This window comes from Corynebacterium sp. Z-1 (assembly GCF_031844665.1).
Classification (GTDB): domain Bacteria; phylum Actinomycetota; class Actinomycetes; order Mycobacteriales; family Mycobacteriaceae; genus Corynebacterium; species Corynebacterium sanguinis.
The window spans coordinates 689,129-707,631 of sequence record NZ_CP134621.1 but is presented as its reverse complement, the minus strand read 5'-3'; the positions used below and the strand labels follow the sequence as shown (position 1 = coordinate 707,631).

Here is an 18,503-nt window from a genome sequence, read left to right as displayed (position 1 = left end):
GGCCATCGCCAGCGCATCGACGCCAGCGAGGTGCGCATGTGCTCGGCCATCTGCCAGCCGAGGTGCTGTTGCAAAGTTGGGGGAGAACAGCGAAGACTCAGTTTCTCATTCTCTGATGGCCGCTGCGTGTGGGCGTTCTCAGGCCGTCTCGAAGACCCGGTTGACGTTCACCGCGTCCGGGTTCGGTTGCCCGTGAGGTCAAACATCGTGCCTTGCCCTTTCCGCAATGAGTGCATCGCCTCCATCCCTTTCAACGTCCGATATGCAGATGTCCGGTTCTTAAACGCGCCTTTCGGCCCGAGGATCCGCTTCAGCCGACCATGGTCGCCTTCCAGGATGTTGTTGAGGTATTTCACCTGCCGGTGTTCCACTGTTGGCGGGCAGATTCCCTCTGACTTCAACTCGGCGATTGCCCTGGCTAGGGAGGGTGCTTTATCGGTGTTGATCACTCTGGGATACCCGGCTGACGCATTGGATCTGAGGGCCTTGGCCAGGAAACGCTTCGCTGCGGCCACGTTCCGCTTCGGAGAGAGGTAAAAGTCCAGGGTCTGGCCACCGGCGGTGATCGCCCGATAGAGGTAGCACCACCTGCCGCCGACCCGGATATAGGTCTCATCCACCCGCCAGGAACTGGCCTGCCAATCAGGTACCTGCCGGTACCACCGTGTTTGCTTGCCCAGCTCAGGGGCGTATTTCTGGACCCAGCGGTGAGAATCGTGGTGTGATCAACCGGCACGCCCCGCTCGGTCATCATTTCCTCCAAGTCTCGGTAGCTCACCCCGTAGCGGCAGTACCACCGCACCGCCCACAGGATGACCTCGCGAGGGAAATGACGACCCGAGAAGATACCCATGGCTGTGATTATTTCACCTCGCTCTTCCTACTGCCCCAACTTTGCAACAGCACCGATGCAGGTACCCCAAGAGACCGGGCCTGTGGGCTGAGACAAAGCCCTGGAATGAACTCCTGTCACCAGGGTCATTCCAGGGCATATTTCCCCTGACTAAGAGAAGCAGTGACACAGAAGGTCTACCTCAGCGTGGGCCCTGTGGGCGTGCAGGTTCCGTGTGTGGCTGGTGTGCTGCGGCATGGTCGGCAGCGACTGATGACCGACTCTGGAGCGGGTGCCTTGTCTGGTCTCGCGGTTCAGGGTGGGTGGACTATTCGGCGGGTTGGATCTCGCTCTCGGTGACCCATTTGTGGTTGATCATGGTCATCTCCCCAGTGTCAATGTCGACCATGTAGACCGTTTCCTGCGTGGAGTAGTCGATGGTGGCGGTCGCGCCCTGCATTCCCGGCATGTGCTCGGCGTTCAGGACCACCTTGGTGCCGCCGGGGAGCGGTGCCTCGCCCGGGTCGACAAGCTCCTCGTGCACGACCCACCGGTGATCGGTGACCGGCTCACCACCGTCAGTCGGGGTGTAACTGACCGAGTAGGTGGTGGTGTCGAAGGCCCCGGAGATCGTGGCCTGCGCACCGTCCATGCCCGGCATGTGATCAGCCGTGAGCATCACCTCGGAGCCGACCGGGTAGGTCGGATCCGTGGCTTCAGTGATGCCCTCCGGGGGCGGGCCACCGTCTTCCGGGTGCTCCATGTCATGACCACCGTCGTCGGCAGTGGTGGTGTCTTCCTGGTGGGTCTCGTTGGTCTCTGCGGTTGCCGTCGTGGTGCTGGTGGTGTCGGCATCGTCGGAGTTGTCGGTGGCGTCGCTGCAGGCGGTCAGCGCCAGGGTGGAGGTCAGTACCAAGGCGGCGAGGGTAATGCTGCGTTTCATGAGCGTTCCTTTCAAAGGTGGTGTGAGTTAGGGGTCGAGAGACAAGGTCAGTCAGTAACGGTTACGGGGGATATCGACCCACTGTGTTCCTCCTTCGACTCGGTCGGAGCCAGGTGAGCCGGCTCCAGATCAATGCGGCGCAACAGCTGGGCGTTCAGGGCCACCACGATGGTCGAGGCAGACATCAAGATCGCGCCCACGGCCGGGGACAGCACGAACCCGATCGAGGCGAGCACGCCGGCGGCCAGCGGCACGGCGAGGATGTTGTAGCCAGAGGCCCAGATGAGGTTCTGGATCATCTTGCGGTAGCTGGCCTGCGAGAGCTCAATCATCGACAGCACTGCACGCGGGTCATCACTGGCCAGGACCACTCCGGCAGATTCCATGGCCACATCCGTACCGGCCCCGATGGCGATACCGACCTCCGCGCGGGTCAGAGCGGGGGCGTCGTTGACACCGTCGCCGACCATGGCCACGCTCAGGCCACGCTCCTGTAACTGGGTGACCTTGGTGTCCTTGTCCTGGGGCAGGACCTCGGCGAAGACCTCATTAATCCCCAGGTCCTGGCCAACCGCCTGGGCCACCTGCTGCGCGTCGCCGGTGATCATCGCGACCTTCACCCCGCGGTCCTGCAGGGCTTTCACGGCGGCGCGGGATTCGGGGCGGATCTTGTCCTCGACGGCCACCGCACCGATGATCTGACCGTCGCGGAGAATATGGAGCACACCGGCCCCACGCCCGGTCCAGGCGCTGGTGGTGTCGGTGAGCTCGGCCGGGGTGGTGAGGTTGAACTCGCGCAGCATGTTCGGCCCGCCCACGAGGATCTCAGCGCCATCGACAGTGGCCCGGACCCCCCGGCCGGAGGCGGCGCTGAAACCAGTTGCACGGATTTGCCGACGGGAGGCCTCGGGATGGGCGGCCGCGGCCGCCACGATGGCGCGGGCCACGGGGTGCTCGCTGTCGGCCTCCGCGGCGGCGGCCAGGGCCAGCAGCTCGCCCTCGGTGACGCCGACAGCTGCCGCGACACCGGTGACCGCGTGCGCACCCTCGGTCAGGGTGCCGGTTTTGTCGAAGAGCACCACGTCGATGGTGCGCATCCGCTCGAGCGCCATCCGGTCCTTGATGAGCACCCCGGATTTCGCGGCCCGCTCGCTGGAGATCGCAATGACCAGCGGAATCGCCAGGCCCAGGGCGTGCGGACAGGCGATGACCAGCACCGTGACCGTGCGCACCACGGCATCGTCCGGGCTGCCGATGATGGTCCACACCACCGCGGTGATCAGAGCGGAGATCAGCGCGAACCAGAACAACAACGCCGCCGCCCGATCCGCCAGGGCCTGGGCCCGGGAGGAAGACTCCTGGGCGTCGGCAACCATGCGTTGGATCCCGGCCAGGGCGGTGTCCCCGCCGGTAGCCTCCACCCGGATGCGGACGGTGTTGTCGGTGGCCACGGTACCGGCGACCACCTTGTCACCGGTGTCGCGGAAGACGGGACGGGATTCGCCGGTGATCATCGCCTCATCGAATTCGGCGGCTCCGTCGAGGATGGTTCCGTCGGCCGGCACCCGGGCACCGGCCCTCACCAGCACGACGTCGTCGACGACCAGCTCGGAGATGGCCACGGTGCGGGTGGTCCCGTCGATGACTTTCTCGGCCTCATCCGGCAGCAGGGCAGCCAGCGCGTCAAGCGCGGAGGACGCGGCCCCGAGAGCGCGCATCTCCAGCCAGTGACCCAGCAGCATGATGGTCACCAGCAGGGACAGCTCCCACCAGAAGTCCAGGTCAAAACCGCCCAGCCCCAGAGTGGTGACCCAGGAGGCGACAAACGCCACGGTGATGGCCATGGCGATCAGGAGCATCATCCCGGGTTGGCGGGATTTCAGTTCGTTCCATCCGCCCTTGAGGAAAGGCGTTCCGCCGTAGACGAAGATGATCGTGCCCAGCACCGGGGGGATCCAGGTGGATCCGGGGAATGCCGGGAGGTGGTAGCCGAGCAGGTGGGCGACCATGGGGCTGAAAATAACGACGGGAATGGACAGAATCAGCGACCACCAGAAGCGGTCCCGAAACATTGCGGTGCTGTGTCCGGCGTGTTCGCCGTGACCATGAACGTGGTGGTCTTCGTCCAGGGCGGAGTGCGGGTGATCGTGGGGCATCGCCTGGCCGTGGGTGTCGGCATCTGCGTGGTGTTCGTGGCTGGCATGATCCGGGTGGTGGGTGTGGTCTGTTTCCGGAGCGGGGTGATCACCATGGTGATCACCGGAATGGTGGGGAGTGCTCATGACGTTCCTTCCGCTCAACCCGATCGGGGTCGAGATGATGGGTAAAACTGATCAGGATAAGACGGTGTAGCCGGCCTCTTCGATGGCCCGGCGAACCATCTCCGGAGGTACGACACCGGTGACCGTGACGGTGGAAACACCACCAGCAGCGAGATCAATCTGGACGTCGTCGACCTGGGGGAGGGCCTGAAGGGCCTGGGTCACGCTTTTCGCGCAGTTCCCGCAGGTCAGGCCGGTGACCTGGTAGCTAGGGGAGGACCCTCCTGCTGACGAGTCGCTGGCGGCAGGGGTGGAGGCGGTGTCGGCACGTGAGGCAGGTCCGCAACAGCTGCAGCCGTGGGAGGCCATCGGCAAGAGGCGGGGCGGGGAGGTGATCATGGGAAAGCTCCTACGGGTCGGTGGGATGCGGTAACGCTCGCTAGCATATACCCCCCCGGGGTACATTTTCAAGGGGTGGAGGGCACGGCCCTCACGCGGGGCAGGGTGTGGTCACCGAGCAGCCTCCTCACTGTCGGGAGGAGACAGCGGGAGGCGGAGGGCAAACACCGCTCCGCGACCGGGTCCGGGGGAGGTGGCGGTGAGAGTGCCGCCGTGGGCCTCGACCAATGCCTTGGAGATGGTCAGGCCGATACCGGCCCCGCCGTTGTCCCGGCTGCGGGCGGCATCCCCCCGGTAGAAGCGTTCGAAGATGTGTCCGAGCTGGCCAGGTGGGATGCCCTCGCCGTCATCGGCGACGTGGATGAGCGCGGTGGACGCCCCCTGTCGGTCGACGCTGATCCGGACCTGCCCGCCGGCCGGGGTGTGCCGTAGCGCGTTCGACAGGAGATTGCTCATCACCTGGCCGAAGCGTTGCCGGTCCACGAGCACCCGGGCGGTGTCCGTAATGGTCTCGACCTGTAAAACGACGCCTTTGTCAGCATAAGCTTCCCCCGCGGCAGCAGCGGCGGTATGGAGCAGATCCCCGAGCCCTTCCTCCGCCATGTCCAAATCGATCCGGTGTTCCTGGGCCCGGGAGACATCGTCGATGTCTTCCATCAACCGGGTCAGGCGGGTGAGTTGGTCAGCCATGATCGTGTGGGTGGCATTATTCCAGTCCACGACCCCGTCCTGGAGACCATCGAGGTAGACCGTGAGCACCGATAAGGGGGTGCCCATTTCGTGGGCCAGATCAGAGAGCATCTGGCGGCGGACCTGTTCGGTGTGTTCCAGCCGGTCGGCCATGGTGTTGAAGGAATGCGCCAGGGTGGTGACCTCGGGGCCTGCTTCTCCGACGGACACGCGGATACGATAGTTGCCGGCCGTCAGGCTGGTAGCGGCGCGGGTGAGATCCTGCAGGGGGGTGCGCAGGCGACGCGATAACCACAGGCTGGCCAGCAGGGCGCTGATCAAGGCGGTGGGCAGGGCGACGGCCAGGGTGATCAGGTTGGCGTCCCGGTAGGCCTGCTCGGCATGGAACAGCTCCAGCGAGGGGTCCTCCCGGCCGGCCATCAACATATGATCATGGAACAGGGTCGGGCCCACCATCGTGGCCACGGCCGCGGCAACCAGCAGGCTAATCACCACGACCAACACCTGGGCGGTCAGGAAGCGGAAGGTCAGGCCGGGTCCGTGATTCATGGCTGCCCCACCCGGTAGCCCACGCCACGCACGGTGTCGATAAACCCCCGGCCCCGGGTGTCGGTGCCGAGCTTGCGACGCAAGTTGCCGATGTGGACATCGACGATGCGTTCATCGCCGACCCAGGTGGTGTCCCAGACCTCGGTGACCAGGTCGTGGCGGGTCAGCACCTGGCCGGGGCGCAGGGCCAGGGCAACCAGCAGCTCGAACTCCGTGCGGGTGAGCTCCACGGTCGTCTCCCCCACCCGCACCTGATGGGCGACGGGGTCAAGGATGAGGTCACCAACGATCAAAGGGGTGGTCACCTGCGGTGGGGTGGTGCTGGTGCGCGGGCGGCGCAGCACCGCATGCACCCGGGTCACCAGTTCCCGGATGCTAAAAGGTTTGGTGATGTAGTCATCCGCCCCCAGGGTCAAACCGCTGATCTTGTCGTCCTCGCTGCCACGCGCGGTGAGCATGAGGATGTAGCAGTCCGAGAAGGTGCGGATCCGTCGGCACACCTCCAGGCCGTGGAGTTCGGGCAGCCCCAGATCCAGCACCACAACATCGGGGGAAAAGCGACGGGCCTCGTCCACGGCCTGGGTGCCGGTGTGCGCCTGGCGGGTATCGAAGCCGGCCCGGATGAGGTAGGAGGCCACCATCTGAGCCAGGGGTTGTTCATCATCGACGACCAGCACCCGCCCCGGGGGCGTGGCGGTGGTCGGTGTGCGGTCAGCCATAGACCCCAGTATCGCTCCGGCCAGGGGGAATACCACCCTCGCTCAGTGCCCGGCGGGGAAAACTTCATCGAATCTTCAAACATCACCCTTCGACCGCCGTCACCCCTGTGCCCCACCCCGGGCCGGCGACATCGCCTCCCCTGGTCGGTTCAGCAGGCGCCACCAGGGATTTCACTGCCTGCACCGCATACCCGGGGCGGGTGGAAGGACATCGCTCACGGCTGTGGGGTGGTGTCCCGGTGGTGACCCAGCCCACCGAATTCACCCCCTTTTCGCCCTGTTATAAGACTGTGAGCAGGGTTTTTGGATTCTAGTCCGTCAGGCACCCGTGCTAGATAAAGGTATGGCATCGACCTTGAGGCGGTGTCTTCTTATGGCCTTACCACGATCCAAGGAGATTGACGTGAAACGAGCAGCGATCGCAGCCGCCCTCGCCCTCGCCCTCACGGGGTGTTCGGCCGCCGACCCGGAACCCACCGCCGATGGGACGGTGTCCCAGGACACATTCCTGACTGCCCATGGCCTGGCCGCCATGGACGCGGTGGAGATCATTGATCACCTCGACCGGCAGAAGGTCACTGAGCGTCCCACGGATCTGGTCGCCTCAGTGCGTGCCGATGAACTGCTGCTCTCGAGCGATGACCAGGAAGTCGTGGTCGATCTTCCCGACAATCAGACGTATGTCTCGATCGCACCCTATCTCACCTCCACCCACGACTGCTTCTACCACAGCCTCACGACCTGCCTGGGGGAACTCGACAATGAGGATATCCAGGTCACGATTACCGATGAGGCGACCGGTGAGGTGCTGGTGGACGAGGCGACAACCACCTTCGACAACGGGTTTATTGGCTTCTGGCTTCCCGATGATGCCACCGGCCTGATTGAGGTCAGCTACCAGGGGCGTACCGGCACCACGGAGTTTTCCACCGCCGACGACGGTGCCACCTGTGTCACAGACCTGCGCCTGACGTGATGGCTCAGCAGGGTCCTCACCTGCGCCTGTCTCCCGCGTCACTGAAATCTTGCACCAAGGAAGGTTAAATCATGACGAACGCGTTTTCCCGACGACAGTTTCTGCTCGGCGGGCTCGTCCTCGCCGGCACCGGGGCCGTGGCCGCCTGCACCAGCGACCCTGGACCCGCTGCCTCGGCACCAGGTCCCTCCCTTCGCCCCACCCCCACCCCCACTGCGCTCGGTGAGCCGACGGTGCGCCGGACACTGACCGCCCGGCCCCTCTCCCTGGATATCGGCGGCATCGAAGCCAAGACGTGGGGATACGTCTCTGACACCGGGGATGCGGCCATTGAGGCCACCGCCGGCGACGTCCTCCAGGTCGATATCACCAATGAACTGCCTGAGAGCACCTCCATCCACTGGCATGGCATCGCACTCCACAACGCAGCCGACGGTGTGCCCGGCATGACCCAGGACCCCATTGAACCTGGCGAGTCTTTCTCCTATGTTTTTGAAGTCCCCCACGGTGGCACCTACTTCTACCATTCCCACACCGGCCTGCAGCTTGATCGCGGCCTCCACGCCCCACTGATCATCCGTGACCCGCAAGACGCTGAGGACCAGGACGTCGAGTGGACCATCGTGCTCGACGACTGGGTCGATGGCATTCAGGGCACTCCCGACGATGAGCTCGACAAGCTCACCGGAATGGGTTCGGGCGACCATAACGGGAGGATGGGAATGGGAGGTCACGGCCAGATGACGCACGGCACCCCGGACCGGGTACTGGGCGGGGATGCCGGCGATGTGATGTATCCGCACTACCTCATCAACGGGCGTATCCCCCGTGCCCACCGGACCTTCGAGGCCCGCCCGGGCGACAAGGCCCGCCTGCGGTTTATCAACTCCGGCGGTGACACCATCTTCAAGGTGGCCCTCGGTGGTCACCGCATGACCGTCACTCACACCGACGGCTTCCCTGTCCAGCCCTGGGAGACCGAATCGATCTACCTGTCGATGGGCGAGCGTGTCGACGTCGAGGTCATCCTCGGCGACGGCATCTTCCCGCTCACGGCTTTGGCGGTGGGTAAGGACGACCGCGCCTTCGCCGTCATCCGCACCGCCGGCGGCCAGGCCCCCCACCCCGATGTCGACTTCCCCGAGTTGTCGTCCACCGGACTGCTTCTGTCCTCCCTGAAGCCAGCAGACCGTGCACTCCTACCCGAGGACACACCAGACCGAGAAGTCAGCATCGACCTGGGCGGGCAGATGATGCCGTATGAATGGAGCATTCTCACCGACGGCCAATCCTCCTCCGCGACCGTGCAGGAGGGCCAGCGCCTGCGGATGGTCATGCGCAACAGGACCATGATGCCCCATCCCATGCACATCCACGGCCACACGTGGGCGCTGCCCGGCAGCGGCGGGCTACGCAAGGACACCGTCCTTCTCCGCCACGGTGAAACCATGATCGCCGACCTGATCGCTGACAACCCCGGTGAGTGGGCATTTCACTGCCATAACGCCTATCACATGGAAACCGGGATGCTCAGCTCGCTTCGCTACGAGTAACCCCCACAACAGGGTTGAGTGCCGAGGTGGGCAGAGTCGCTGCAGACCACCCACCGGGCAGCACGATGACCTTCCTCGGTGTTGTGGTCTTCCGGGACAACCAGAACACCGTCTTCTTCCCCACCGCCCCGGAATAAGGAGATCTAATCCATGCCGAGCACACCCCCGCAGAGCCGCCATCGCGGTTGCCGCGGTGCTCACCGCCGTGACCCTGGTGGCCTGTTCCTCAGGCGACGCGCCCGAAACGCCGTCGCCGTCGGGGGCACCTTCCAGTTCCACTCACCAGGAGGCCAAACCGAGATTATCTACGCAAAGGAGGAACGTGCCCCGCTGCCGGACTTCTCCGGCCCGTCGCTGATGGAGAAGGGTGAGGAGATCAGCCTGTCTGATTTTGAAGGCGAGGTCGTCGTCCTCAACGCTTGGGGCCAGGGGTGTGCACCGTGTCGGGCGGAAGTCGATGACCTGCAGCTTGTCCACGCAGATCATGGAGATGTACTCGTACATATTTCCCAGCGGCTGCGTATCTGGCAGCCGAAGGGTGCGGAGCGTGGCTTCTTCGGTGCTGTGGCCAAGCCGCTGCCGAGTGCGAAAAAGCTTGACGCCCTGGCCTACAAGTCCGCCATCATTACGTTGCCCGTGCTGGGGTTGGGCATCGTTCTGGGTGCGATCTGGGCGGAGGCCTCGTGGGGCCGGTTTTGAGGATGGGATCCGAAGGAGACCGCATCCTTTATCTCCTGGGTGCTCTATGCCGCCTACCTGCATGCCCGTGCCACGGCCGGGTAGCGCGATCACAAGGCCGCGTGGATCAATATCCTGGCCCCGGCCACGATAATCTTCAACCTGTTTTTCATCAACCTGGTCGTCTCCGGCCTGCACTCCTACGCCGGCCTGAACTAAATCCGGATTCGTCAACGCTTTGCCGGACACCCCCAGATCCACTGGGAAAGTACTGAAAGTTGCTGTCACATGACTCGAAGGATTGGGCATATATTCACAACTGAGCAGCAGCCCGAAGAAGGCCGTGATCTCCGGTGAAGGCTAGTACTGCAGCAGACGTGACAGTCTCACGTCTTTCCCGGGGGATAGCCGGCGATAACTGGCGCAGATTGGCCGGTCCCACCGCGCTCATGATGGGAGCTGCGGCGGTCTGGTGGCTGGCGCTGCCGCCACGCGGTTGGTGGGTGCTGTTCCCGGTGGGCGTGACTATGTTCATGCTGGCTTTGGCAGGTCAACCACTGCGTAACCGTTTGTGGCTCGGTGGGTTGGGCGGGGCGGCGCACTACGCTCTTGCTCTGCGCTGGCTCACCGACTTCAACACTGCCGGATACGCTGCTGTTGTTGCCGTTCAGGCGCTACTGTTAATGCTGGTTGCCGCGGTATCGCCTAACGAGGCGGCTTTTCGCAGCCGCTGGTCGGGCTGGTGGCTGCTCACCCCTGCTGCCCTGGTGTTATTGGAGGCTGTGCAGCACCGGTTCCCGTTCGGCGGTTTCCCGCTGTCCGCTTTCGGATACAGCCAGACCGATGGTCCTTTCATGACGGCAGCGCCCCTGGGTGGGACTCTCCTGGTGACCGCGTTGGCCGCAGTTCCGGGGGCCGTTGTTACCGCTGTCATCTTCGGGCCGAGACGAGCCCGTGCAGCATCCGTGGTCGCAGTGGTCGTGGTACTCGCGGTACCGGCGTTCGCGCCAACGATCGTAGATGATACGGCAGAAGGCAGCCTTGACGTCGTGCTCGTGCAGGGTGGAGGCCCCCGCGGGCTTCGCGCGGTCAATACCGATCCGTTTGATACGACCCGCCGGCACCTACAGGCTGCCGAAGATATCACCGGGGACCCTGATCTGGTTCTGCTGCCCGAAAACGTCGTCAATATCGACGGCTCAATCGACGGGACGCGCGTCGATGCAGCTTTCGCCGAACTGGCCAGGCAACTCGACACGAACATCGTCGTCGGAATTACCGAATCCGAGGATCAACATTTCCGGAACGCATCCATAGTGTGGGGACCGGACGGGACCCGGTTAGGACGCTATGAGAAGCATCATCGTGTGCCGTTCGGCGAGTACATCCCTATGCGCAATCTGATTGAACGACTCAGCGAGGACGCACGGTTCATCCCCCGCGACGCCATTGCCGGAGAGGGACCGGCGGTGCTCGATCCCAGCGGGACACCACGATTGGGGATCGTCATTTCTTATGAGGTCTTCTTCGCCGACCGGGTCGCCGATGCCGTTCGCAATGGTGGGCAGCTACTCCTCGCACCGACCAACGCCGCGTCTTTTGTGACCGAGGAAGTACCTGCAATCGAAGTGGCCGCATCCCGGATGCGTGCCCGCGAGTTTGGCCGCACCGTTCTCCAGGCTGCCCCCACCGGATACTCCGCAGTTATCCAGCCCGACGGCACAGTCTCACAACTCAGTGGCCTGGGCACGAACGAACTGCTGACGGCAACCGTTCCCCTTCATACTGGTTTGACGCCGTATGCGCGCATGGGGGATACGCCCCTGTTGGTTCTCGCGATGCTGGCTCTTGCATGGCCTGCGGTTACCGGCCTCGTCAGCTGGCGCAGGAGAAGGCAGGTTACGGAAGTATCCCGCTAAACGTGGATTACGGCACCTGCTCCTCGTTGGCGGGACGCTCGCCGCCCCCATATATGACGAGCACGGACTGCTTCCCCTGTGCCCCGGTCTGCCCTGCCTGGAGAAGCTATCAAGTCCGGGCTGTGTCGGCGATGAGTGAGAAGCGTCTCTGCGGTCTGAGGCGGGTGCCTCACGCCCAGTCACTGCCGCCGGTTCCGGTGTCGGGGCCGGTCCTGGTGAGTGCGGGAAGGTTAGAAGGTGACGCCGTGCTCGGCGAACCAGGGCAACGGGTCGACCGCCCCGCTGCCAGTCGGGTAAAGCTCGAAGTGCAGGTGAGAGCCGGTGGAAAACCCCCGGTTGCCCATGCCAGCGATCCTCTGACCAGCGGTGACGCGTTCCCCAACGGTCACGTCGAGAGTCTCCATATGACCGTAGACGGCAATCGAGCCATCATCGTGCTGGATGCGGATCCACTGCCCGAAACCGGAGGCCGGGCCGGAGTCGATGACGGTGCCGCCCATCGCCGCGAGGATCGGGGTACCCACGACGTTGGCGATGTCGATACCCGCGTGGAGGGTTCCCCAGCGCACGCCGGAACCGGAGGTGAAGGCGCCTTCAGCGGGCTTGACCACCGAGGGCGAGCGGGCAGCGCGCTCGTTCTCGGCCCGCTCGGCGTTGTACTGGATGGCCTTGTCCAGCTGCTCGTCGATGTTGGCGACCGGCTTGAATTCGGAGATCGCGAGAATCTGCGGTGCGGCCTGCGTCCCACTCGAGGACAGGGCCGTGTCGTTGGTGGCCAAATCCACCTCGACGGTGGCAGCCTCCGGGGAGACCGGAGCCTCGACCTCGGCCGGGGCTTGCAAGGTGGCGGCCGTGGCGCCACCGACGCCGGCGGATGAGACCGTGCCGACGGCTACAGCCACGAGGGCGAGACGCCCCTTGGTCTGCGAGGTGGTGATCGTGCGGTGTTTTCCTCCGGATGACCGCGAAGCCTTCAGGCGCATGACTCGGTCGTGCTGGTACTGGTGTTTGGAGACGGCAACCATGGGCCCAGTCGCCATGGGTTGGGGATGCCGGCCGAGGGGGCGTTCCTGGTCCAGGAGCACCTCTAATGGCGAGAGTGATGACCCCACGAATACGCAAGGCCGCGCTGGTGGCACATGTGGTCTGCTCGGTCGGCTGGCTCGGGATGGTGCTCGCCTTTATCGCGATGGCGGTCATGGGGATAGTGAGCGCGGATGAGATGGCGGTCCGGGGGACGTATCGGGTGATGGAGCAGGTGGCGTGGTGGGCGCTCGTTCCCCTGGCGGTGGCCTCGCTGGTGACCGGAGTCCTTCAATCCCTGGGGACGACGTGGGGATTGTTCCGACACTACTGGGTGGTGTTCAAGCTGGGGCTCACTGTGGTGGCGACAGGTGTGTTGGTGCTGTACATGCAGACGTTCGAGTATCTTGCCCGGGTGGCAGCAGACCCGGGCGTGGGGCTGGAGGCCGTGCGGAATTTCTCCCCGGTCCTCCACTCCGTGGCAGCAGCCTTGGTATTGCTGGTGGCTACGGTACTGGCGGTGTACAAGCCGCGGGGTCTGACCCGATACGGGCAACGAAAAAAGGCCCCGCTAGCAGCCTGATGCAGCGTGCCTCAGCTGTCCATTCCTTATTTGTTCAGGTTCGGCAGTCATGCGTCATGCGCAGGAACGCAAGGGACCGGCCACATCCCACTCAACGATGCGAGTATGAGTGCCTGTCTTCCTTGGAACCGAGACGCTGATCAGCTCACCGTCATTGACGGCCGTGGACTACCCAGCTACAGCACTCCCCGTCGCCGCCCCGCAACTTTTCCACTCCGCCGAGACGGCGGAACGTGGGCCAGGGCGTCGATGGCGGTGGCAATCACTGCTGCCATTGCCGGGCCAGCGTGCGAAGGGCTGTCGCAGTTGAAAGCTTATCGATGATCAAATACCGCGGCACAGGTATGGACAGGCAGGTCAGTCCAGTTCGAGGTCGGACGTGAACTCCTCGTGGGAGACACCGCCCGCCTCCTGGCGGGCAGCCGCTGCGGCACGGATATCCTCGCCATCCTCCAGCGTCTGAACCGCCCGGTCGTAGAAGTCCGGGGAGACCACCACCGCCCGGCGGCGGGGCCCGCGACTGAGGATGGTGACCGGCTCACGTTGGGCGGCATCAAGATAGTGGCTTTGTTCGCTGCGGAACTGACTGAGGGTGACCGTGATGCCCATACCCTTTAACGTACATTTTGTACAAGAAGTGCAGCAACGATCGCGGCCGTTCCGGAAGTCCTGCCCGCCGAACGGGACGCTTAGGGGCAGACACCTCCTTGACTGATACCCCCCATGGGTATAGGTTGGAGGTTATTGGGGCATCTCCACTCTTGCCCTTCAGGACATCAAGGAAAGGACCATCTGATGAGCGCCGTAACAAAGAAGTACATCATCGAAGGCATGACCTGCGGACACTGCAAGTCCTCCGTGGAGGAGGAGATCGGCGAGGTCGCCGGTGTGACCATGGTGGAGGCCACCGTGGATACCGGGCAGGTGACCGTCACGGGTGAAAACTTCACCGACGACGATGTTGTCGCCGCTGTCACGACAGCCGGCTACACCGTCAAGCCCTAATCCCTGGGCTCGGTCCCCGCCTCGGGTAGACACGGCCGGGCCAACCCTGCTGGATATGCCCATCAGGCCCAGCCATGCCGGTTCGATATCCCCGACGGTGCATCTGTGGGCGGGCCTTTTTGGGACCTCGGAGATGCACCTCACCACTGTTTGCTGAAGGACTGATCACTGATGATTCAGACACAACCGTCGGTTGACCTACTCCAGGTCGATCTGGGCGTCACCGGCATGACCTGTACGTCGTGCTCAGGGCGGGTGGAGCGCAAGCTCAACAAGCTCGATGGCGTGGAGGCCACCGTCAACTTCGCCACCGAATCCGCCTCCGTCAGTTACGACCCCACCAAAGTCGACGCCGATCGGCTGATCGAAACCGTGCGGGGTGCCGGGTACGACGCGTTCACCATGGGGGATCAACACGCCTCCGCCGTGGACAGCGGCCCGGAGGAGGACACCGAGGTGGTCGGTGACCGCCACGAACAGGCCCGCGAGGCCGAGGCCACAGACCTGAAGTCGCGTCTGATCGGGTCGACGATCCTCTCCGTTCCGGTGGTCGCGATCTCGATGATCCCGTCCCTGCAGTTCATGAATTGGCAGTGGGCCCTGCTCGTCATGTCCACCCTGATCTACTTCTACGGTGGCGCCCCGTTCCACCGGGCGACCTTAACCAACCTGCGTCACCGCTCGACCACGATGGACACGCTCGTGTCTCTGGGCACTACCGCTGCGTATCTGTGGTCGCTGTGGGCCTTGTTTTTCGGCAACGCCGGGCACCCCGGCATGGTCATGGAGACGAGCCTGCTGCCCCGCCATGACGGCATCGACCACATCTACCTCGAGACCATCGCCGTAGTCATCACCTTCCTGTTGCTCGGCCGGTGGTTTGAGGTCCGCGCCAAGGGCCAGTCCTCCGCGGCGCTGAAGTCCCTGCTGGACATGGGTGCGAAAGACGCCGCGGTGATCCGCGACGGTGAGGAAGTCCGCGTCCCGGTCTCCCAGCTGACAGTCGGTGACGTCTTCGTCGTCCGCCCGGGTGAGAAGATCGCCACCGACGGTCGTGTCATCGAGGGCACCTCGGCCATCGACGAGTCGATGCTGACCGGCGAGTCCGTTCCCGTCGAGGCGGCCCCCGGCACCTCGGTCACGGGCGCGACGATCAACACCTCCGGTCGACTGCTGGTCGAAGTCACCCGCACAGGTTCGGAGACCACGCTGTCCCAGATGGCCAAGCTGGTCACTGACGCCCAGGCGAAAAAAGCCCCGGTCCAGCGCCTGGTGGATAAGATTTCCTCGGTCTTCGTCCCGACGGTCATTGTCGTCTCCATCATCACCCTGATCGTCCACCTCGCCCTCGGCAGCGGGGCGAACTGGGCCTTTTCCGCCGCAGTCGCGGTGCTGATCATCGCTTGCCCATGCGCCCTGGGACTGGCCACCCCGACCGCCCTGCTGGTGGGCACCTCCCGGGGCGCGCAGCTGGGCTTGTTGATCAAGGGCCCGGAGGTCCTCGAATCCACTCGCCAGGTCGACACCATCGTCATGGACAAGACCGGCACCGTCACCTACGGGGTCATGTCGGTCACCGGCGTCCACGCCACCGACGGCTACACCAACAACGAGGTCCTCGCCTTGTCGGCGGCCGTCGAAGCAGGCTCCGAGCACCCCATCGCCAAGGCGATTGTCACCGAGGCCGAGCGCTCCGGGAACATCCAGGAGGCCACCGACTTCGACAGCACCGCCGGCCGGGGCGTCACGGCCACCGTCAAGGGTCACGTCGTCACCGTCGGCCGTCCCGCCGGCCAGCTGCCCCGTGACCTCACCACCGCCTTCGACCACGCACAGTCGCAGGGCGCGACCCCGGTGGCCGTCTACGTCGATGACCAGCCCGCCGGTGTGGTCGTGGTGCGCGATGCCATCAAAGACTCCTCAGCGGAAGCGGTCGCCCAGTTCCGCAGGCTGGGGTTGAGTCCGTACCTGCTCACCGGCGATAACGCGAAGGCCGCGGCCGCCGTCGCCCAAGAGGTGGGCATCGATGCGGCCAACGTGAGTGCCGAGGTCATGCCGCAGGACAAGGTCGCGGTCATCGAGAAGCTGCAACATGAGGGCAAGAAGGTCGCCATGGTCGGCGACGGCGTCAATGACGCGGCCGCCCTGGCCCAGGCCGATCTGGGTCTGGCCATGGGGGCGGGCACGGATGTGGCCATCGAGGCCTCCGATATCACCTTAATGAACAACGACCTGCGCTCCGCGGGCGATGCCATCCGTCTGTCACGTCGCACGCTGGGCACCATCAAGGGCAACCTGTTCTGGGCGTTCGCCTACAACGTCGTGCTGATCCCGGTCGCCGCGATCGGTTTCCTCAACCCGGGGTTGGCGGGCATTGCGATGGGCTTCTCCTCGGTGTTCGTGGTCTCCAACTCCCTCACGCTGCGTAGATTCAAGCCCTCCCACGACAACACCAGTTCCTCACCGCAGCCCGCTCGCCCCTCCGTGCGGCAGCCGGTCACCGCCTAATCCGCATCCTTTTCTAGCGATAAGGAACCCCGTGTCCTCCTCCTGCGGCTGAGTCCCTCCAATAACACTCAGACCTCCGTCCCCAAGTACCTGCTCCTGACCTCTCCCCCGGCCCCACCCGGCAGGCCCCTCTGGGCTGACAATCTGCCGACTACCTATCCGAATAACGCCACAGGGCGTGGGGACCATGAGGTCCCCACGCCTCATTCCATACCCTCGGGCTTTCCATCCTGATCGACCCGCAACTGACTCAGGACATACCTGCCCCCTTTTTTCAGCAAGGAGACCATTGTGGATACTCGCACCCCTGATCAGGCCGTTTCCTCCTCGGGTGGGGCCGACACCTGTCATACCCATGGCTACATCAACGACAAGGATCGCTATCTCGCCCGCCTCAAGCGCATCGAGGGCCAGGCCCGGGGCCTGCACAGCATGGTCGACGAAGAACAGTACTGCATCGACATCCTTACCCAGATCTCCGCGGTCAATGCTGCCCTACGCAGCGTTGCCCTGGGACTACTCGATGACCACATGAAACACTGCGTCCGTGACGCCGCCCAGTTAGGAGGAGAGGAGGCCGACGCGAAGTTTCAGGAAGTCACCGACGCTATCGCCCGTTTCGCCCGGTGACAGGCCGGGACCCGACCACCACACCCCGTCGAGAACGGCGGCCAGGCCACTCTGAAGTGTCCTGGGTTTAGTTCCGATCGTTTCTAGAGGAGGATTGGACCATGCCTAGGAAGTTCAGTGACGAGTTTAAGGACAAGGCGGTGCGGTTAGCCGAGGAGCTCGTTGAGCTTGAGGGGTGCTCGAAGTGGGCGGCGGCGGAGGAGATCGGCGAGAAGCTCGGCGTCTCGGCGCACACGCTCAACAACTGGTTGAAACCTGTCAAAGCGTCCCCCGACGTTCAGCGGAGCACTGGCGAGTCGGTCGACGACGAACTGAAGCGTCTGCGGCAAGAGAACAAAGAGCTGCGCAGGGCAAACGAGATCTTGAAGACCGCTTCAGCTTTTTTCGCAGCGGAACTCGACCGTCCCACCAGAAGATGATCGAATACATCGACACGTATCGCGATCGCTTCGGGGTCGAGGCCATCTGTCGCACGTTAAGGCAGACAGAATGTGGGTTTATCACCTCTCGTGGCTACCGAGCAGCGAAAACACGAGCCCCGTCGGCCAGGAGCTTGTCAGACGCGCTGCTTATCCCCGAATTGGTGAAAGTCTTCGAGGACAACTTCAGCGTGTACGGGGTACGCAAGATGTGGAAGGCCATGCAGCGCGCCGGCTGGGACATCGGTCGTGATCAGACGGCACGGTTGATGAAACTCGTCGGCATCCAAGGCCGCAGAAGGGGCCGCACTCCGATCACAACGCTTCGGGCTGATGTCCCGGATTGTCGTCCTGATCTGGTCAATCGTGACTTCACAGCGTCAGCGCCGCACCGGCTGTGGGTCGCTGACATCACCTACGTGCGTACCCTGTCGGGGTTTGCGTACGCCGCGTTCATCACCGATGCGTACTCCCGCAAGATTGTCGGGGTTGCCACCAGGGCGAGCATGCGCACCGATGAGCTGCCTCTTGAGGCTTTTGAGCATGCTCTTTATCACGCAGGTGATCTCCGTGCTGAAGGACTTGTCCATCACAGCGATCGCGGCTCGCAGTACGTGTCCATTCGTTACAGTGAGGCGCTTGCTCAAGCTGGGATTGATCCGTCCGTTGGCACCGTCGGCGATTCCTACGACAACGCGTTGGCGGAAACGGTCAACGGTCTATACAAGACCGAGCTGATCTATCCCCACCGGCCGTGGGCGTCGGTTGGGGAAGTCGAGATCGCGACCCTTCGCTGGGTGTACTGAAGTGCCCCGG

The 18,503-nt window shown here is 63.9% G+C and carries 15 protein-coding genes and 4 pseudogenes; 11 read left to right on the top strand and 8 right to left on the bottom strand.

Features of this window, described 5'->3' with window-relative positions:
* Nucleotides 1–138: 138 nt before the first annotated feature.
* From RIU96_RS03475 to RIU96_RS03450, 6 genes and pseudogenes are all read right to left on the bottom strand, one after another.
* Nucleotides 139–853, bottom strand: a pseudogene (locus RIU96_RS03475) (IS6 family transposase).
* A 307-nt stretch (nucleotides 854–1,160) separates the two neighbouring features.
* Nucleotides 1,161–1,775: a YdhK family protein gene (locus RIU96_RS03470; protein WP_136648819.1), complete on the bottom strand. Its 615-nt coding sequence runs from the start codon at nucleotides 1,773–1,775 to the stop codon at nucleotides 1,161–1,163.
* 47 nt (nucleotides 1,776–1,822) lie between these two features.
* On the bottom strand, nucleotides 1,823–4,057 hold the full coding sequence (locus tag RIU96_RS03465; protein WP_136648818.1) for a copper-translocating P-type ATPase: 2,235 nt from the start codon (nucleotides 4,055–4,057) through the stop codon (nucleotides 1,823–1,825).
* 51 nt (nucleotides 4,058–4,108) lie between these two features.
* On the bottom strand, nucleotides 4,109–4,435 hold the full coding sequence (locus tag RIU96_RS03460) for a heavy-metal-associated domain-containing protein (protein ID WP_136648817.1): 327 nt from the start codon (nucleotides 4,433–4,435) through the stop codon (nucleotides 4,109–4,111).
* 111 nt (nucleotides 4,436–4,546) lie between these two features.
* Entirely contained in the window at nucleotides 4,547–5,674 is a 1,128-nt protein-coding gene (locus RIU96_RS03455) for a two-component system sensor histidine kinase CopS (RefSeq protein WP_311205114.1), read from the bottom strand.
* On the bottom strand, nucleotides 5,671–6,393 hold the full coding sequence (locus tag RIU96_RS03450; protein WP_311205002.1) for a two-component system response regulator CopR: 723 nt from the start codon (nucleotides 6,391–6,393) through the stop codon (nucleotides 5,671–5,673). Before RIU96_RS03450 ends, RIU96_RS03455 begins: the two co-directional genes overlap by 4 nt.
* A 403-nt stretch (nucleotides 6,394–6,796) precedes the next feature.
* Here RIU96_RS03450 and RIU96_RS03445 point away from each other — a divergent pair, with 403 nt between their 5' ends.
* The 5 genes and pseudogenes from RIU96_RS03445 to lnt all read left to right on the top strand — a co-directional run bounded on the left by RIU96_RS03445 (nucleotide 6,797) and on the right by lnt (nucleotide 11,519).
* Complete coding sequence (locus RIU96_RS03445; RefSeq protein ID WP_136648814.1) at nucleotides 6,797–7,369, top strand: CueP family metal-binding protein; 573 nt, start codon at nucleotides 6,797–6,799, stop codon at nucleotides 7,367–7,369.
* Between the two features lie 71 nt (nucleotides 7,370–7,440).
* The gene (locus RIU96_RS03440) at nucleotides 7,441–8,922 is read left to right on the top strand and encodes a multicopper oxidase family protein (RefSeq protein WP_144742200.1); all 1,482 of its coding nucleotides are present in this window, start codon (nucleotides 7,441–7,443) and stop codon (nucleotides 8,920–8,922) included.
* Between the two features lie 150 nt (nucleotides 8,923–9,072).
* A pseudogene (locus RIU96_RS03435) lies at nucleotides 9,073–9,396 on the top strand (TlpA family protein disulfide reductase); the annotation flags it as partial.
* 42 nt (nucleotides 9,397–9,438) lie between these two features.
* Nucleotides 9,439–9,819, top strand: a pseudogene (gene ccsA, locus RIU96_RS03430) (cytochrome c biogenesis protein CcsA); the annotation flags it as partial.
* A 158-nt stretch (nucleotides 9,820–9,977) separates the two neighbouring features.
* Nucleotides 9,978–11,519 carry an apolipoprotein N-acyltransferase gene (lnt, locus tag RIU96_RS03425; protein ID WP_311205113.1) on the top strand — a complete coding sequence of 514 codons (1,542 nt, stop codon included), beginning with the start codon at nucleotides 9,978–9,980 and terminating at the stop codon, nucleotides 11,517–11,519.
* A gap of 230 nt (nucleotides 11,520–11,749) precedes the next feature.
* Here lnt and RIU96_RS03420 read toward each other — a convergent pair whose 3' ends face one another.
* A complete protein-coding gene (locus RIU96_RS03420) occupies nucleotides 11,750–12,502 on the bottom strand; it encodes a M23 family metallopeptidase (protein WP_136648812.1) in 753 nt (250 codons plus the stop codon).
* Nucleotides 12,503–12,609: 107 nt separating this feature from the next.
* On the opposite strand from RIU96_RS03420, the gene RIU96_RS03415 reads away from it, so the two are divergent.
* Nucleotides 12,610–13,125, top strand: a complete 516-nt coding sequence (locus RIU96_RS03415; protein ID WP_220184549.1) for a DUF2269 domain-containing protein — start codon at nucleotides 12,610–12,612, stop codon at nucleotides 13,123–13,125.
* A 357-nt stretch (nucleotides 13,126–13,482) separates the two neighbouring features.
* Here the strand turns inward: RIU96_RS03415 and RIU96_RS03410 are convergent, their stop codons facing one another.
* Nucleotides 13,483–13,734: a type II toxin-antitoxin system prevent-host-death family antitoxin gene (locus RIU96_RS03410; RefSeq protein WP_136648811.1), complete on the bottom strand. Its 252-nt coding sequence runs from the start codon at nucleotides 13,732–13,734 to the stop codon at nucleotides 13,483–13,485.
* A gap of 186 nt (nucleotides 13,735–13,920) precedes the next feature.
* Here RIU96_RS03410 and RIU96_RS03405 point away from each other — a divergent pair, with 186 nt between their 5' ends.
* The 5 genes and pseudogenes from RIU96_RS03405 (at nucleotide 13,921) to RIU96_RS03385 (ending at nucleotide 18,493) form a co-directional block, all read left to right on the top strand.
* Nucleotides 13,921–14,130, top strand: coding sequence for a heavy-metal-associated domain-containing protein (locus RIU96_RS03405; RefSeq protein WP_034997583.1), 210 nt, complete (start codon nucleotides 13,921–13,923; stop codon nucleotides 14,128–14,130).
* Between the two features lie 171 nt (nucleotides 14,131–14,301).
* Entirely contained in the window at nucleotides 14,302–16,638 is a 2,337-nt protein-coding gene (locus RIU96_RS03400; RefSeq protein WP_136648810.1) for a heavy metal translocating P-type ATPase, read from the top strand.
* A 291-nt stretch (nucleotides 16,639–16,929) separates the two neighbouring features.
* Nucleotides 16,930–17,268 (top strand): metal-sensitive transcriptional regulator, encoded by a 339-nt coding sequence (locus tag RIU96_RS03395; protein ID WP_301717096.1) that lies wholly within the window; start codon nucleotides 16,930–16,932, stop codon nucleotides 17,266–17,268.
* A 101-nt stretch (nucleotides 17,269–17,369) separates the two neighbouring features.
* A pseudogene (locus RIU96_RS03390) lies at nucleotides 17,370–17,564 on the top strand (IS3 family transposase); the annotation flags it as partial.
* Nucleotides 17,513–18,493: an IS3 family transposase gene (locus RIU96_RS03385; RefSeq protein WP_258562515.1), complete on the top strand. Its 981-nt coding sequence runs from the start codon at nucleotides 17,513–17,515 to the stop codon at nucleotides 18,491–18,493. The pseudogene RIU96_RS03390 and the gene RIU96_RS03385, both read left to right, overlap by 52 nt.
* The last annotated feature ends 10 nt before the right edge of the window (nucleotides 18,494–18,503 follow it).

Bases quoted from the DNA above. Each gene is read 5' to 3' on its own strand.
- RIU96_RS03470 (WP_136648819.1), bottom strand. From the start codon at position 1,775: ATGAAACGCAGCATTACCCTCGCCGCCTTGGTACTGACCTCCACCCTG.
- RIU96_RS03465 (WP_136648818.1), bottom strand. From the start codon at position 4,057: ATGAGCACTCCCCACCATTCCGGTGATCACCATGGTGATCACCCCGCT.
- RIU96_RS03460 (WP_136648817.1), bottom strand. From the start codon at position 4,435: ATGATCACCTCCCCGCCCCGCCTCTTGCCGATGGCCTCCCACGGCTGC.
- RIU96_RS03455 (WP_311205114.1), bottom strand. From the start codon at position 5,674: ATGAATCACGGACCCGGCCTGACCTTCCGCTTCCTGACCGCCCAGGTG.
- RIU96_RS03450 (WP_311205002.1), bottom strand. From the start codon at position 6,393: ATGGCTGACCGCACACCGACCACCGCCACGCCCCCGGGGCGGGTGCTG.
- RIU96_RS03440 (WP_144742200.1), top strand. From the start codon at position 7,441: ATGACGAACGCGTTTTCCCGACGACAGTTTCTGCTCGGCGGGCTCGTC.
- RIU96_RS03420 (WP_136648812.1), bottom strand. From the start codon at position 12,502: ATGCGCCTGAAGGCTTCGCGGTCATCCGGAGGAAAACACCGCACGATC.
- RIU96_RS03415 (WP_220184549.1), top strand. From the start codon at position 12,610: ATGGCGAGAGTGATGACCCCACGAATACGCAAGGCCGCGCTGGTGGCA.
- RIU96_RS03410 (WP_136648811.1), bottom strand. From the start codon at position 13,734: ATGGGCATCACGGTCACCCTCAGTCAGTTCCGCAGCGAACAAAGCCAC.
- RIU96_RS03405 (WP_034997583.1), top strand. From the start codon at position 13,921: ATGAGCGCCGTAACAAAGAAGTACATCATCGAAGGCATGACCTGCGGA.
- RIU96_RS03400 (WP_136648810.1), top strand. From the start codon at position 14,302: ATGATTCAGACACAACCGTCGGTTGACCTACTCCAGGTCGATCTGGGC.